Source organism: Sphingomonas sp. (assembly GCF_041661885.1).
Taxonomy (GTDB): Bacteria; Pseudomonadota; Alphaproteobacteria; order Sphingomonadales; family Sphingomonadaceae; genus Sphingomonas.
In genome coordinates, this window is sequence record NZ_JBAZTL010000008.1 from 13,197 (window position 1) to 26,346 (window position 13,150).

General features: G+C 63.3%; 19 protein-coding genes. 14 read left to right on the forward strand and 5 right to left on the reverse strand.

Annotation, left to right across the window (positions count from 1 at the left end; translation table 11 throughout):
• The first annotated feature begins 4 nt into the window (after positions 1 to 4).
• The 5 genes from WC704_RS15100 to WC704_RS15120 are packed head-to-tail and all read left to right on the forward strand — an operon-like array spanning position 5 to position 3,735.
• A complete protein-coding gene (locus tag WC704_RS15100) occupies positions 5 to 850 on the forward strand; it encodes a DUF692 domain-containing protein (protein WP_372891338.1) in 846 nt (281 codons plus the stop codon).
• Complete coding sequence (locus tag WC704_RS15105) at positions 843 to 1,583, forward strand: putative DNA-binding domain-containing protein (protein ID WP_372891340.1); 741 nt, start codon at positions 843 to 845, stop codon at positions 1,581 to 1,583. The genes WC704_RS15100 and WC704_RS15105 overlap by 8 nt, the downstream gene beginning before the upstream one ends.
• Positions 1,580 to 2,023 (forward strand): DoxX family protein, encoded by a 444-nt coding sequence (locus tag WC704_RS15110; RefSeq protein WP_372891342.1) that lies wholly within the window; start codon positions 1,580 to 1,582, stop codon positions 2,021 to 2,023. The genes WC704_RS15105 and WC704_RS15110 overlap by 4 nt, the downstream gene beginning before the upstream one ends.
• Positions 2,024 to 2,065: 42 nt before the next feature.
• Positions 2,066 to 3,001, forward strand: coding sequence for a helix-turn-helix domain-containing protein (locus tag WC704_RS15115; RefSeq protein WP_372891344.1), 936 nt, complete (start codon positions 2,066 to 2,068; stop codon positions 2,999 to 3,001).
• A complete protein-coding gene (locus tag WC704_RS15120) occupies positions 3,001 to 3,735 on the forward strand; it encodes a DUF1223 domain-containing protein (RefSeq protein ID WP_372891346.1) in 735 nt (244 codons plus the stop codon). Before WC704_RS15115 ends, WC704_RS15120 begins: the two co-directional genes overlap by 1 nt.
• Before the next feature lie 20 nt (positions 3,736 to 3,755).
• Here WC704_RS15120 and WC704_RS15125 read toward each other — a convergent pair whose 3' ends face one another.
• From WC704_RS15125 to WC704_RS15135, 3 genes are all read right to left on the reverse strand, one after another.
• A complete protein-coding gene (locus WC704_RS15125; protein ID WP_372891348.1) occupies positions 3,756 to 4,229 on the reverse strand; it encodes a DUF1348 family protein in 474 nt (157 codons plus the stop codon).
• Complete coding sequence (locus WC704_RS15130) at positions 4,226 to 4,858, reverse strand: pyridoxamine 5'-phosphate oxidase family protein (protein WP_372891350.1); 633 nt, start codon at positions 4,856 to 4,858, stop codon at positions 4,226 to 4,228. Before WC704_RS15130 ends, WC704_RS15125 begins: the two co-directional genes overlap by 4 nt.
• Before the next feature lie 68 nt (positions 4,859 to 4,926).
• Complete coding sequence (locus tag WC704_RS15135; RefSeq protein ID WP_372891352.1) at positions 4,927 to 5,472, reverse strand: carboxymuconolactone decarboxylase family protein; 546 nt, start codon at positions 5,470 to 5,472, stop codon at positions 4,927 to 4,929.
• A gap of 115 nt (positions 5,473 to 5,587) precedes the next feature.
• On the opposite strand from WC704_RS15135, the gene WC704_RS15140 reads away from it, so the two are divergent.
• The 6 genes from WC704_RS15140 (at position 5,588) to WC704_RS15165 (ending at position 10,167) form a co-directional block, all read left to right on the forward strand.
• Positions 5,588 to 6,517: a LysR family transcriptional regulator gene (locus tag WC704_RS15140; protein WP_372891354.1), complete on the forward strand. Its 930-nt coding sequence runs from the start codon at positions 5,588 to 5,590 to the stop codon at positions 6,515 to 6,517.
• A gap of 85 nt (positions 6,518 to 6,602) precedes the next feature.
• Positions 6,603 to 7,256, forward strand: coding sequence for a cytochrome b (locus WC704_RS15145; RefSeq protein WP_372891356.1), 654 nt, complete (start codon positions 6,603 to 6,605; stop codon positions 7,254 to 7,256).
• Between the two features lie 185 nt (positions 7,257 to 7,441).
• Positions 7,442 to 8,374 (forward strand): metallophosphoesterase, encoded by a 933-nt coding sequence (locus tag WC704_RS15150; protein WP_372891358.1) that lies wholly within the window; start codon positions 7,442 to 7,444, stop codon positions 8,372 to 8,374.
• A 15-nt stretch (positions 8,375 to 8,389) separates the two neighbouring features.
• Entirely contained in the window at positions 8,390 to 8,737 is a 348-nt protein-coding gene (locus WC704_RS15155; RefSeq protein WP_372891360.1) for a cupredoxin family copper-binding protein, read from the forward strand.
• A gap of 33 nt (positions 8,738 to 8,770) precedes the next feature.
• On the forward strand, positions 8,771 to 9,400 hold the full coding sequence (locus WC704_RS15160) for a sigma-70 family RNA polymerase sigma factor (protein WP_372891362.1): 630 nt from the start codon (positions 8,771 to 8,773) through the stop codon (positions 9,398 to 9,400).
• Positions 9,397 to 10,167: an anti-sigma factor gene (locus tag WC704_RS15165; RefSeq protein WP_372891364.1), complete on the forward strand. Its 771-nt coding sequence runs from the start codon at positions 9,397 to 9,399 to the stop codon at positions 10,165 to 10,167. The genes WC704_RS15160 and WC704_RS15165 overlap by 4 nt, the downstream gene beginning before the upstream one ends.
• Positions 10,168 to 10,240: 73 nt before the next feature.
• Here the strand turns inward: WC704_RS15165 and WC704_RS15170 are convergent, their stop codons facing one another.
• Positions 10,241 to 10,885, reverse strand: coding sequence for a DsbA family oxidoreductase (locus tag WC704_RS15170; RefSeq protein ID WP_372891366.1), 645 nt, complete (start codon positions 10,883 to 10,885; stop codon positions 10,241 to 10,243).
• 147 nt (positions 10,886 to 11,032) lie between these two features.
• On the opposite strand from WC704_RS15170, the gene WC704_RS15175 reads away from it, so the two are divergent.
• The 3 genes from WC704_RS15175 to WC704_RS15185 are packed head-to-tail and all read left to right on the forward strand — an operon-like array spanning position 11,033 to position 12,173.
• Positions 11,033 to 11,458 carry an organic hydroperoxide resistance protein gene (locus WC704_RS15175; protein WP_372891368.1) on the forward strand — a complete coding sequence of 142 codons (426 nt, stop codon included), beginning with the start codon at positions 11,033 to 11,035 and terminating at the stop codon, positions 11,456 to 11,458.
• 17 nt (positions 11,459 to 11,475) lie between these two features.
• The gene (locus WC704_RS15180; RefSeq protein WP_372891370.1) at positions 11,476 to 11,937 is read left to right on the forward strand and encodes a MarR family winged helix-turn-helix transcriptional regulator; all 462 of its coding nucleotides are present in this window, start codon (positions 11,476 to 11,478) and stop codon (positions 11,935 to 11,937) included.
• A 38-nt stretch (positions 11,938 to 11,975) separates the two neighbouring features.
• Entirely contained in the window at positions 11,976 to 12,173 is a 198-nt protein-coding gene (locus WC704_RS15185; protein ID WP_372891372.1) for a hypothetical protein, read from the forward strand.
• A 44-nt stretch (positions 12,174 to 12,217) separates the two neighbouring features.
• On the opposite strand, the gene WC704_RS15190 is transcribed toward WC704_RS15185, so the two are convergent.
• The gene (locus WC704_RS15190; protein WP_372891374.1) at positions 12,218 to 13,144 is read right to left on the reverse strand and encodes a hypothetical protein; all 927 of its coding nucleotides are present in this window, start codon (positions 13,142 to 13,144) and stop codon (positions 12,218 to 12,220) included.
• Between the last annotated feature and the right edge of the window lie 6 nt (positions 13,145 to 13,150).

Consider the following 13,150-nt stretch of genomic DNA (forward strand, 5'->3'; position numbering starts at 1 on the left):
TGCCATGACCCTCACTGCAGGCCTGGGGTTCAAGCTTGAGCATCTCGATGCGGTGCTTGCCGCGCGTAACCCGGGCCTGTGGTTCGAGGTTCATTCTGAAAACTATATGATGGACGGCGGGCCCCGGCTCGCCGCGCTGGAGGCGGTTCGGCGCGAGCACCCGGTCTCGCTGCATGGCGTCGGGTTGTCGCTTGCCTCGGTAACGCCGCCCGACCCCGACCATGTTGCGCGCCTGGCCCGTCTCGCGGAGCGGATTGAACCGTGTGCCGTGTCGGACCACCTCGCCTGGACGCGGTCCGGCGGGGTCGAGCACGGTGACTTTTTGCCGTTTCCGCGCTCCCGTTCGGCGCTTGCGTGCGTGGTCGACAATATCCAGCGCGTGCAGGACGTGCTGCGGCGTCCGCTGCTGGTTGAAAACCCCTCAACCTATATCGACCTGCCGGGGCACGCTTTTGACGAAGCCACCTTCCTTGCCGAAATGGTACAGCGAAGCGGCTGCGAATTGCTGCTCGACGTCAACAATGCCTTTGTGTCCGCGCACAATCTCGGGGGTGATGCACAGGCGTATCTGGACGCGCTGCCGGCGGCGGCGATCCGCGAAATTCATCTTGCCGGCCATTCGCCTGATCCTGATGGCGCGACCGGACTGTTGATCGATACGCACGACGCTCCGATCGTCGATGCGGTGTGGCAGCTTTACGCGCGCTTGATCGACCGCATCGGCGCTCGCCCCACCTTGATCGAGCGCGACGACCATATACCCCCGTTTGAGCAGTTGATGGTGGAACGCAATCGCGCAGCGGCGTTGCTCGCTTATGATAGCGCGCGCGCGGAGCTGGTCGATGCTTAGCCTGGTCGCGTTTCAACGCGACTTCGCGGCGGCATTGCGCGCGGCCACGGTTGCCGAACCCGCCGCCTTGACGATCCACCGAAACACCGGTGCGCGGGCTGCAATTGATGCCTTGGCCGCCAATTATCCGGTGGTTCTCGCATTGTTTGGCGAAGAGCCCTTCGCGGCCTGTGCCCAGGCATATTTGCAGGTGTCGCCGCCATGCGAACCGCGCCTCAGTCATGTCGGGGCGGGATTCGCGATGTTTTTGCGGAGTTATCCGCCGGTCCAGGATATCCTGTGGATCGCGGATGTCGCGGCGCTGGAGCGCCTGTGGTTGGAGAGCCTGTTTTCTGCGGATGCCGCAATTCTCGATGGCGCGGCATTGCTGCAGCAAGGGGTGAATGACGAAACCCGGCTTGTGCTGCATCCGGCAACGCGCTTTGCGCCTTTCGCGTCGCCCGCTGTCAGTATCTGGCACGCCCATGCGTCGGAAGACCCGAACGCGCTCGAGATGATCGAATGGCGTCCCGAAACCGCCCTGGTGACCCGACCCGGTCAGGCCGTTGAAATCGATGCGGTGGGGCCTGGCGGGCTGGCGTTTCTCAAAGCCGTTGCCGCCGGGCAACCTCTGGTCGGTGCCGGAGCTGCGGCGTTCGACGCTGACCCGGAGGTTGATCTTCAAACACTGTTCGCTCGCCTGATGGAGAGCGGCGCATTTACGCCCACCCTTTCTGATCGGAGTCCATCATGATCCTCGACCTTTACCGCCGCGCCGGCGGTGCGTTTGCACGGCTGGTTCCAGACGCGCTTTTGCTGTTGCTTGCGCGGCTGGCGATCGCTTCGATCTTCTTCCTTTCGGGGCGGACCAAGGTCACGGGCGTGCTGACGCTGACCGATTCCACCTACGAACTGTTTCGGACCGATTACGCGCTGCCGTTCATTTCGCCCACCATCGCGGCGCCGATGGCGGCATATTCGGAGCATATCTTCCCGATCCTGCTGGTGTTGGGTTTGTTCACCCGCCCCGCCGCAGCAGCGCTGCTGGGGATGACGCTGGTAATCGAAGTGTTCGTGTACCCCGATGCGTGGTCGACGCATTTGAGCTGGGCTGCGTTGTTGCTGCCGTTGATCGCGCGTGGCGGCGGTGCGTGGTCGCTCGACAGAATTTTTAAAATCGAAACGCACGTGTAACCTTTGGATGCCTCGCAACGAAATTGGGAGTTGGAGGATCCGATGAACGAACCCGAATTCCACACAATTCTGAGCTCGCTGAACGTTTCGGTGAACAGTTTTTTCCGGTTGGCGCTGAAGCATGGCCATTCGCTGACCGGCAATCGCAGCGACGGTATCGAGGTGCATTATGTCCTTGCCGGGACGATGCGTCTGGTGATTCCGCGTCAGCCTGATGTCGTTTGCGGGCCAGGAAGCATCGTGCTCCTGCCGCCCGGCATCGAGCGCACGATTGTGCCCGCGCAAGAGCCGGTGGCGGGCGTTGCGGGAAAAGATCTTCTGATCGCGACGGGGACGGTTTCGGCGCGCGTCAGCGGGACATTCGGGCTGCTGGATTCGGTGAGCGAGCCCATCGTCGAGACGCTGGGCGAGTCCGCGCTGATCCAGCAAATTTGTCATCTGATGATCGCCGAGGTCGAAGCAGGAGGGCACGGGTCTCGTGCGCTCGCGGATGCCTTGATGCGGGTGTGTGTCGTGATGACCCTGCGGCAGACGTTTTTGCGCGCGGAGGGCAGCAACGGGCTGTTTGGCGCGCTACGCGATCCGCGCCTGGGCAAAGCGATCCTCGCGGTCATCGCAAATCCGGCTGCGCCGCATACCGTATCCAGCCTGGCCGGTGCAGCGTCGATGAGCCGATCGGCCTTTGCGCGCGAATTCGCGGCGAACCTGGCGATGACGCCGATGGCGTTTGTTGCTCGGGCCCGGTTGCAACAAGGGGCCGATTTGCTGAATGGCACTCGGCTGCCGGTGAAGATGATCGCCGCCAATATCGGTTTTGCCAGCCGCAGCCACTTCAGCCGGGCCTTTTCGGCGGCTTACGGCGCCGACCCAAGCAGTTTCCGCCGTGCCGGTGGTGAGCAACGCCACATGGAAGGAATGCAGCGCAACGGTGCGGCATCGCCACCTTTCCAATCCTATGCTCGCGCAGGAGAGCGATAATGACTGGTTTGACTTCCCGCCTTGGCCTGACGGCCGGGATTGCCACTGTGTTCGTAGCGGCACTGGCAGGCGTGGGATCGTTTCTTCCGGCGGCGGCGGATGCTGCCGATGCTGCACATCCAACGGTTGTCGAACTGTTCGAAAGCCAGGGCTGCTCAAGCTGCCCGCCGGCAAACGCGAACGTCAATGCCATCGCGGATCGCCCCGATATCCTCGCGCTCAATTTCGGGGTAACCTATTGGGATCAACTTGGCTGGAAGGACACGTTCGCGCAGCCAGCCTTTACCGCGCGGCAATGGGATTACGCGCGCGCGGGCGGTCGTGGGCAGGTGTTCACCCCGCAAATTATCATCGACGGTCACGATTCGCTGGTCGGCGATAATGCGCAGGAACTGGCATCGGTGATCCGTGCCAGCCGACGCGGCGCATCGGGCCCGGCCATCGCGCGCGGGGCCGGCGGCGTTACGCTGGCGGCGGGCACCACGTCTGCACCGGCAACGGTGTGGCTGGTCCGGTACGATCCTCGCGTTCAGCTCGTGCCGATCCGTGCGGGCGAAAATGGTGGGCGAACCCTGCCGCATCGCAATGTCGTCCGTTCGCTCGAGGCGATCGGGACCTGGACCGGGCGTGCGCAATCTTATCGCATCTCGCAAGCCCCCCGCGCCGATTTGCGCGAGGCGATTCTGGTCCAACAGGGCAAGGGCGGCCGCATTTTGGCGGCGCAGCGCCTGTAACGGGTCCGTGCGGGGTCGCGTCAAGCGACCCCGTGCAACCCCGGATACCCTTCCGGGCGTGGCACCGGGCCATCCCAGAGGAAGCGACGCTCCGATTCGGCGATCGGCACGTCGTTTACCGAGGCCTCGCGGCGACGCATCAGGCCGTTTTCCGCAAACTCCCATTGCTCGTTGCCGTAGCAACGATACCATTGGCCATCGGTGCGGCATTCGTATTGAAAGCGAACTGCGATGCGGTTGTCGGTGAAGGCCCACAGGTCCTTGACCAAGCGATACTCTTCCTCGCGCGCCCATTTTTCGGTGAGCAGGTCGATAATTGCGTTACGCCCGCGCAAGAAGCGGTCGCGGTTCCGCCATTCGCTGTCGATCGTATAGGCGAGTGCCACGCGGGCCGGATCACGGCTGTTCCAGGCATCTTCCGCCGCGCGGACCTTCAGCAACGCCGTCTCGCGGGTAAAGGGCGGGAGCGGCGGGCGCGGAATTTCGACGGTCATATATAATCTCCCCGATTGGCGATGCGGTCGCGTAAAACTTTGTTTTCGGCTTCAAGTTCGGCGAGGCGTGCGCGCATCGGGGCGACCGCTTCGGCGATTTCGCGCTCGGTAAAGCGTGGCGTCAAATGCTGCGGGCAGTTCCAGTCGAACGCTTCCAATTTCAAGACGAAGGCCCGTTCGGGGACGCCACGATAGCCGGGTAAGGCGAGGGCCTCTGCCAGGGCAGCGTCTGCGGCGAGATCGCGCGCTTCGATCCGGGCATAGAGTTTAAGCCGCCGTCGCGCCGGATAATCCATCAGAATCAGCGCGACACGGTCATTCACCGAGGTATTGCCAAGGCTGATATATTGGCGGTTGCCGCGAAAATCGGCAAAGGCCAGCGTCGTCTCGTCGATCATCTTCAAAAAGCCCGCCGGCCCACCGCGATGTTGGACATAGGGCCAGCCGGTTTCCGACACGCTTGCCATGTAAAAGCTGTCGCGTGCGGCGATGAAGGCGCGCTCGGCAGGACCGAAACGATCGAAGGTGCGGTTGGCACCGACGTTATCGTACAATCCCGCGCTGCCATTGGCGGCTTGAGCCGCGTGAACGCTGGGGGTCGTTGCAATGTCGAGGAAACCGTAGGGCACTGGGGACTCCCCAACAGGGAATGCCGCCGACGGGAACCTATGAAGGTCCCCGCCGGCGGCCAAAACAATCAGGCCGCGTCTGCGGTGCTGACCACGGGGAAATCAATGTCGGTTTCGGCGACATTGTTGATGTAGTTGGTCAGCACGTTGAGCGCGACCGAGGCGACGATTTCGATCACCTGCGCATCGGAGAAGCCCGCACCACGGACAGCGGCGACATCGCCATCGCTGACCTTGCCGTGCGCAGTCAGGACCTGACGCGCAAACACGATCGCCGCATCGGCCTTCGCATCGCCCGAGTGACCGGCGCGGTTCAGCGCGATTTCGGCGTCGTCGATTTTGGCGAGGTTGAGACCCAGATAGGTGTGCGCCGACAGGCAGTAATCGCAGCCATTGGCCTGGGCCGTGGTGATGGCAATCCGCTCACGGGTCTTGGCATCGAGCGTATGGCCAAGCGCGCCGTTGAGACCGAGATAGCCCTCCAGTGCTGCGGGGCTGCTGGCGACCAGGCGGAAAAGATTGGGAACCGACCCAAGCTGCTTTTCGACAGCGTCGAGCAGCGGCTGCGATGCGGCGGGGGCGTCTTCACGAGCAAGAATAGCAAGGCGGGACATCGAATTTTCTCCGTGCAAGCGGCTGGATGCGGCCTGCCCATAGAAGATGGCATTTGAGGCGGGTTGTGATAATTGGATCATTATACACTTCACTCATGCGAATTTCGGGATAATTATGGACCGGCTTGATGAGTTGCGAACCTTCGTTGCGGTGGCGGACCGGGCGAGCTTTGCCGAGGCTGCGCGCCTTTTGCGAATTTCGCCGACTGCGGCGAGCCGGGCGGTGGCGTCGCTTGAGGCGTCGCTCGGCACGGCTTTGCTGCGCCGCACAACCCGCTCGGTCCGGTTGACGGAGGATGGCGCGGCCTATCTCGAGCGATGTCGCGCGGCGCTGCTGGAGCTCGACGATGCGGCGCTTGCGTTGCGGGGGGATGGTGCCACGCCCGGTGGAACGCTGGTCATCACCGCGCCGGCTTGCTTTGGACGGCTGCATATTCTGCCACTGGTGGACGGCTTGCTGCGGGCGCATCCGCTGCTGCGTGTGTCGCTGACGCTGGTCGATCGCGTTGTTCGGCTGGTTGATGAAGGGATCGATGTCGCGGTGCGGATCGGCGACCTCTCCGACAGTGCGCTGCACGCGCTCAAGGTTGCGGAAGTGCGGCGAATTTTGGTGGCGAACCCGGCCTACCTTGCCGCGCGCGGCACTCCGGCGAATATCCCGGCCCTGCACGATCATGACCTGATTTCGTTCGCGGAAATCGACCGCGCGCCGGAATGGCGGTTCGGCCCGTCCGGTTCCCCGGCGATCCGGATCGAACCGCGCTTGGTCGTCAACACCGCCGATGCGGCGATTGCGGCGGCAATCGCGGGCTTGGGCATCGCACGCGTATTGTCGTATCAGGCGATCGACGCGATCACCGATGGCGCGTTGGTGACGGTCCTTGACGAAGTCGCCGCGCCGTTGATGCCGGTGCATCTGGTCTATCAGGCCAATCGCCGTGCATCGGTCAATGTCCGGGCCATGATCGATGCCGCGCGGAGCCATTTTGCGGGCATCGATCTCACAGGGCAACGTGACGTCGGTATTGCGACGGCTCGGGAATAAAAGCGCAGTGGCGCCCGTCTGCCACCATGCGCAACATCCCCGAGGCCAATTACGGCCGGGTCGATCGTTCGCGCCGGGATCGATCATGACATATTCAACGTTTGACAGCGAGGATTGCGCGCAGGCGCGGGCGAAACCGCGACGCTTTGACCGGGTGACGATCGGGCTGCACTGGATCACCGTGCTACTGATCGTCGGGTTGTTTGCCAGTATCTGGAGCCTGGAAGCGGTCGAGGATGGGGAGACGGCGGCGCTGCTGTTGACGCTGCACCGCTCGCTTGGCGTCGCATTGTTGCTCGCGGCTGTGACGCGCTTGGGCTGGCGTCTATCGCGCGCTTATTTGCCGCCTTTCCCCGCGACGATGGGGCAGGTGCAGCAAGGGGCGGCGAAACTCAGCGAATATGGGCTCTACGCCCTGATGTTCGTTCAGCCGCTAACCGGGCTGGTGCAAAGCTTCACGCGCGGAAAGGCGTTCGTGGTTCTGGGGGCCACGATGCCGGTCGTGATGGAGCGCGACAAGGCGCTGACCCGGCTATTCCACGATCTCCACGAAAACGTCGCCTGGGTTCTTCTCGGGCTGATCGCGCTGCATGTTCTCGCGGCGCTGTTCCATCGTATCGTGGTCAAAGACGAAGTGCTGCAATCGATGCTGCCGTGGTCGACCGGGACTGTGCGAAAAGCGGGCAGGGCGCGGAACGAAGGTGTGTCTGCAGGCCGCCCGGTCAGCATGGCCGAGTAGGGCCCATTCTGGTCCGGGCCGCGGATTCCGCTCTATATGAGGACTGGGCACGGTGAATGAGACCTGCCCAGTCCTTGGGGGGGCCTTCACACGAGTGCGGCGTCGGTGACTTTTTTCTCGGGCCTGGAATAAAAGCGGGAGTGCGTCCGTCTTCTCTCCTGAACCCCCATCTTGGAGTGCACATCATGGACCTTTTTGACAATCCAACCGATCGCCGCGATGCCTTGAAGTGCATGGCCTGGGCCGGCACCGGCGCACTCTGGGCGCTGTCCGGCGGTGTCGCCTCCAGCGCGATGCTGGGCGCTGGCAAGGGCAGCAGTGCGGCGGCAAGCTTCACCTTCCTTCAGCTCAGCGACAGCCATGTCGGTTTCGCCAAGCCCGCCAATCCGGATGCGCGCGCGACCTATCGCGAGGCGGTGTCCAAGGTCATCGCGATGCCGGAAAAGCCGGACTTCATCATCCACACCGGCGACATCACGCAATTGTCGCGCGACCAGGAATTCGACGATGCCGACCAGATTCTGAAAGAGGCCGGTATCCAGACCTTCCATGTTCCGGGCGAGCACGACATGCTCGACGAGGGCAATGGCAAGGCTTTCCTCGCGCGCTACGGCAAGGGCAGCAAGGGCGCTGGCTGGTTCAGCTTCGACCATAAGGGCGTCCACTTTGTCGGCCTGGTCAATGTCGCCGATCTCAAGCCCGGCGGTGCCGGGCGGCTCGGGGCCGAGCAGCTTGCCTGGTTGGCGAAGGATCTGGCGGGCCATGCCTCCTCGACGCCGATTGTCGTCTTCGCACACATTCCGCTGTGGATTCTCTACGCTGAATGGGGCTGGGGCACCGATGATTCGGCGCAGGCGCTGACGCATCTGCGGCGCTTCGGCTCGGTCACGATCCTCAACGGCCACATCCACCAGATCGCGCAGAAGGTGGAGGGCAATATGATCTTCCACACCGCCCGGTCGACCGCATTCCCGCAGCCTATGCCAGGCACGGCGCCGTCACCCGGCCCGCAAGTGGTTCCGGCGGGGCAATTGCGTGACTTGCTCGGCATTACCGAAGCGACCTTCAAGCGTGGCGAGCATCAGATTGCGCTCGTCGACAAAACGCTTTCGGCTTAATTGGAGATACCCCCGATGTTCCCTTACCGTATCGTTCTTTTGGCCGCCCTTGCTGGAACGGTCGCGGCTCCTGCAGTCAGTCGGCCTGCGCTTGCGCAGGCGGCGGCGGTTGCCGCGCCGACGGTCCACATCTCCAACTTCACCTTCGGGCCGGAAACGCTGAAGGTGAAGGTTGGGCAAACCATAACCTGGGTAAATGACGACGACATCCCCCACACGGTTGTCTCGGGCACCAAGCTGTTCAAATCGAAGGTGCTGGATACCGGTGACTCCTTCACCTTCACCTTCACCAAGGCGGGAGCCTATGGCTATTTCTGCTCGCTCCATCCGCACATGACGGGCAAGGTGATGGTCACGGCTTAAGAGAGGCAAAGCGATGCGCGGTGGAGTGGCGTGATGGACCGGCGCGGCAGCATATTTCGGCCCCGGCTTGTCTTCAATGGGCGGGCGCGGGCGGGGGATGCCGCCGTTTCGGACGAGGCACGGCGCTTTCGCGAGGTGATGCTACCGCACCTCGATGCGGCCTATAGCTTGGCGCGTTACCTCACCGCGGACCCGACAGCGGCGGAAGACATCGCTCAGGAAGCCTTTCTCAACGCCTTCCGTGCCTTTGGAAGCTATCAGGGCGGGTCGGCCAAGGCGTGGCTGTTCGCGATCGTGCGCAATTGCTGGCGTGACCGGGCGCGTGCCGCAATGGCGCGCAGCCGGGTTCTGATCGATCAGGCGGGGCTGAGCGAGGGCCAGGCTGCGGCGATCGACAATTATCCCGATGAGGGGGAAACGCCCGAAGCCGCATTGCTTCGTCAACAGGAAGTGGAAGGTGTTCGCACCGTGATCGCCGCCCTGCCGGAACCCTTCCGGGAGGCGCTGGTCCTGCGGGAAATGGAACAGATGTCGTACCGTGAAATTGCCGCCGTGACCGAGGTTCCGATCGGAACCGTGATGTCCAGACTGGCGCGGGCGCGGGATATGCTCGCGACATTGCTGTTGCCGCAGCGCGACGCGCCGCAGGAGGAATGCGCATGACCGCGTGTGAGGACCGGCTGCTCCACCTGCACGCACTGCTCGATGGTGAGCTAGATGCGGTGAACAGCGTCGCATTTGAGGCGCATTTGAAAAGCTGTGTCGGCTGCGCTGAAGAATTTGCGCGGCTGGAGAGGGTGAGCGAGCAGGCGCGCGATCCGGCGCTGCAATACCGGGCTCCATCATCGCTGCGCGCACGGATCGAGGCCGATATAGCTGCGCAGCGGCCTGCGCAATCGCGCTCTGTTCCACCGACGGTCCGGAAATCGGTCAGCTCGTGGATGGCGGGAGGCGCCGTAACGGCGCTGGCGGCGAGCCTGGCTTTGCTGGTTGCCGTGCCGCAACTCACCACGGGCTCGGTACAGGATCAACTTGTCGCCAACCATGTACGGTCGTTGTTGGCCAATCACCTGACCGACGTCGCCACTTCGAACCGGCACGTCGTAAAACCGTGGTTCAACGGGCGGATCGATTTCGCGCCGCCGGTGCCCGAACTCGCCGGACAGGGATTTCCGCTGGTCGGGGGGCGGCTGGATTATCTGGATGGCCGGGTTGTCCCGGCGATCGTCTATCATCGGCGTTTGCACACCATCAACCTGTTCGTGCTGCCTGCGGGCAGCTTTTCGTCGCCTGTTGGCATCATCACCCGGCGCGAGGGCTATGGTCTGGAGCGTTGGACGAGCGGGGGCCTGGAATTTTGGGCGGTTTCGGACATCGACTCGCACGAACTCGAGCAATTCCGCGATGCCTTCGTGCGGGCGACGGGGTGACCGATACCCCGACGCCACGCGCGTTTTAGTGCGCTTCTCCTCCGCACGGGCGGCACTTGCGTTGTCCCGGTAATCAGGCCGCAGCAATTTCGCGCAGGGCCTGCTCGAAGGCTTCGGGAGGTTGTCCGCCCGAAATGAGATAGCGCTCGTTGATGACGATCGCGGGGACCGCGTTAATCCCGCGTGACTGCCAAAGCTGTTCGGCGGCGCGAACCTCGCGCGCATATTCGTCGCTTACGAGAATCTCGGTGGCGCGTGCGGGATCGAGCCCAACCGTCGCGGCAATTGCGACCAGCACCGCATGGTCCGACGGGTCCTGTTGATTGGTGAAATAGGCTTCGAACAGTGCGCGTTTTAGCGCTGCCTGTTTGCCCTCAAGCTCCGCCCAGTGCAGCAGTCGGTGGGCGTCGAAGGTATTGTAGATCCGGCTGGTGTCGCTCATGTGCATCGTAAAGCCGAGATCGGCGGCGCGTTGCCGGATCATCGCGCGGTTGGCCGCCGACTGTTCCGGCGTCGCGCCATATTTTTCGGCGACATGCTCCCCGATATTCTGGCCGTCCTTGCCCATGTGCGGATTGAGCTCGAAGGGTTGGAAGGTGATGTCGGCGTCGATCAAGTCGCTGGTCCGCGACAGCGCTTCCTCCAGCCCGCGCAGCCCGATGATGCACCACGGGCAGGACACGTCGGAAACGAAATCGATCTTCATCGGCTTTGGCATGAGGCACCATCTGGGGCTGGAGGAGCGTTGAACCACAATGTGGGGTTTTCCGCGGAAAAATGCACCTGTCGATATTACTTGTAATCAATTAAATTGTACACAATATAAATGTGCGTCCGACACCCGCATTTTCTCAAGGAGACGATCATGAGCACGCTCTATCACACCAAGGTAACCGCCGTCGGCGGTCGTGGCGGTACAGTTCGCAGCGAGGACGGCCTGCTCGACCTCCAGCTCGCGCTCCCCACCTCGCTCGGTGGCAAGGGCGGGGCGACCAATCCCGAGCAATTGTTTGCCGCCGGCTATGCCGCCTGCTTTGGAAATGCCGTAATCCACGTGACGCGCGGCAAGACCGAGAAGGTCAAGGATGGCGACATCGTCGTGGCGGCGGAGGTTGGCTTGTCGCCCAACGCGTCGGGCGGCTTCGTGCTTTCGGTCGCGCTCGACGTGACGATTACCGGGCTCGACCAGGCCAGCGCGGAGGCCATCGTCGCGGCGGCCCATGCCGTCTGCCCCTATTCTAATGCGGTAAAGGGCAATATCGACGTCAAGATCACCGTTACCACCAGGTGACCGACACGGAGGCGGCAATGCGCGAAGACGATGATTTCCTGCGGCTCGACCTGCAGGTGTGCTTCCCGCTTTATGCCGCCTCCAACCTGTTCAGCCGGCTTTATCGCCCGGTGCTGGCCAAGCTCGGACTAACTTATCCACAATATCTGGTGATGCTGGTGCTGTGGGAGCAGGCACCGCAAAGCGTCGGTACGCTCGGCGAGCGGCTGCATCTCGACAGCGGGACGCTGACGCCGTTGCTCAAGCGGATGGCGGCGGCGGGGCTGGTAACGCGCCAGCGCGACGCCACCGATGAACGGCGCGTTTTGGTGGGGTTGACCGAACAAGGCGAGGCGCTGCGGGACGCGGCGCGCGATGTGCCCTTGACGCTGGTGAGCGGCCTCGCTTTGTCACCTGGGGACCTGACCGAATTGCGAGCCACCGTGCAGCATCTGGTCGGGGTGCTCGCCGCCGCCGAGGCAACGATTGCCGCGAGCTGAATCTTGCGCGGATCGCGGCGCGGTTCCATGATCCGCCGATGCGCAGTACGTCCTCCACTACGACCGTCCGGCTCTATTATCTCGATGAGAGCGACCCGGTTGCGCAAACGCTCTTCTATGGCCCGCTGGCCGAGGCAGTGGCGATTGCGCGCCAGCAACCGGAGGACGTTCAGTCCGGGCTCTGGTTTGCGACCGACAACGACGTTGTTCCGTTCCTCGATCTGGATGACGGCTGACGGAGCGTATCCCCGCCTCGTTCGCAGGCCCGCTTTCGTCGCTGTTACGCCGCTCGGCGGGTAAGGCTGCGGCGCAGATGCGCCAGCGGGGCCGCGTCGTCGAACACCACATCACCGTCGCGATCGACAATACCAAGACTGGCGAACAGGCTGTCGAGATCGGTTACCACGCGTTGCCCGGCGAAGCGTGTGTAGAGGCGGGTGAGCGTGTTGGTCCCGGTTGCCGCATCGCCTGCGGCCATCAATTGCTCGGGTGTCCAGTCGACATGGTTGCCGCCGCTCTGTCGGTTGATCGCGCGCATGGCGTCCCGCAGCGAGTGTCGCCCACCGCTTGCGCGCGCGATGTCGACCTCTGCCTGCAGCCAGAAGGTTGCGCCGCCCCAATACAGCCTTGCCCACCTTTTCGTGCCGTTCATGCCGTCATCGTCGGGGCCGGGTTCGCCCTTTGGCATACCAACGAGCGACTGACGCCAAACCTCCCGCTCGGAGAGGTACCCGGCGCGCGCCCGCGCAATCGGCTCGATATAGGTGGCATTGCCTTCCTGGAGCCACAACGCCCGCCGGGGAAGGTCGGGCAGGGCGGCGTGCAGCATCTCGTGTGTCAGAATCCAGTCACGCGCGAACGCCGCGGTGTCCGCCGAACGCCCGACATGAATACGTGTCGCCGATCCCGCATAGCCAAAGGTCGTGGCGTGCCCCACGCTATCGCCGTCCTGCGCGATGACGAGGAGACCATAATGCTGTACCGGAAAGCGCCCGAAATAGCGGGTCACCGCATCGGCCGCTTGCCCGATCCAGGCACGAACACGTTCGCGATCCACGCCGGGCGCACCGTCGGCGAAGACCAGCGCAATTTCACCACCCGCCTGCGCAATCCGCTCGACGGGTTGATTGGCAAGGGCCGCATAAAGATCATCGGGATCCTCATACGTTGGCGCAGCATTTGTCTGCGCCAACGCAGCGGCACCCACCACACC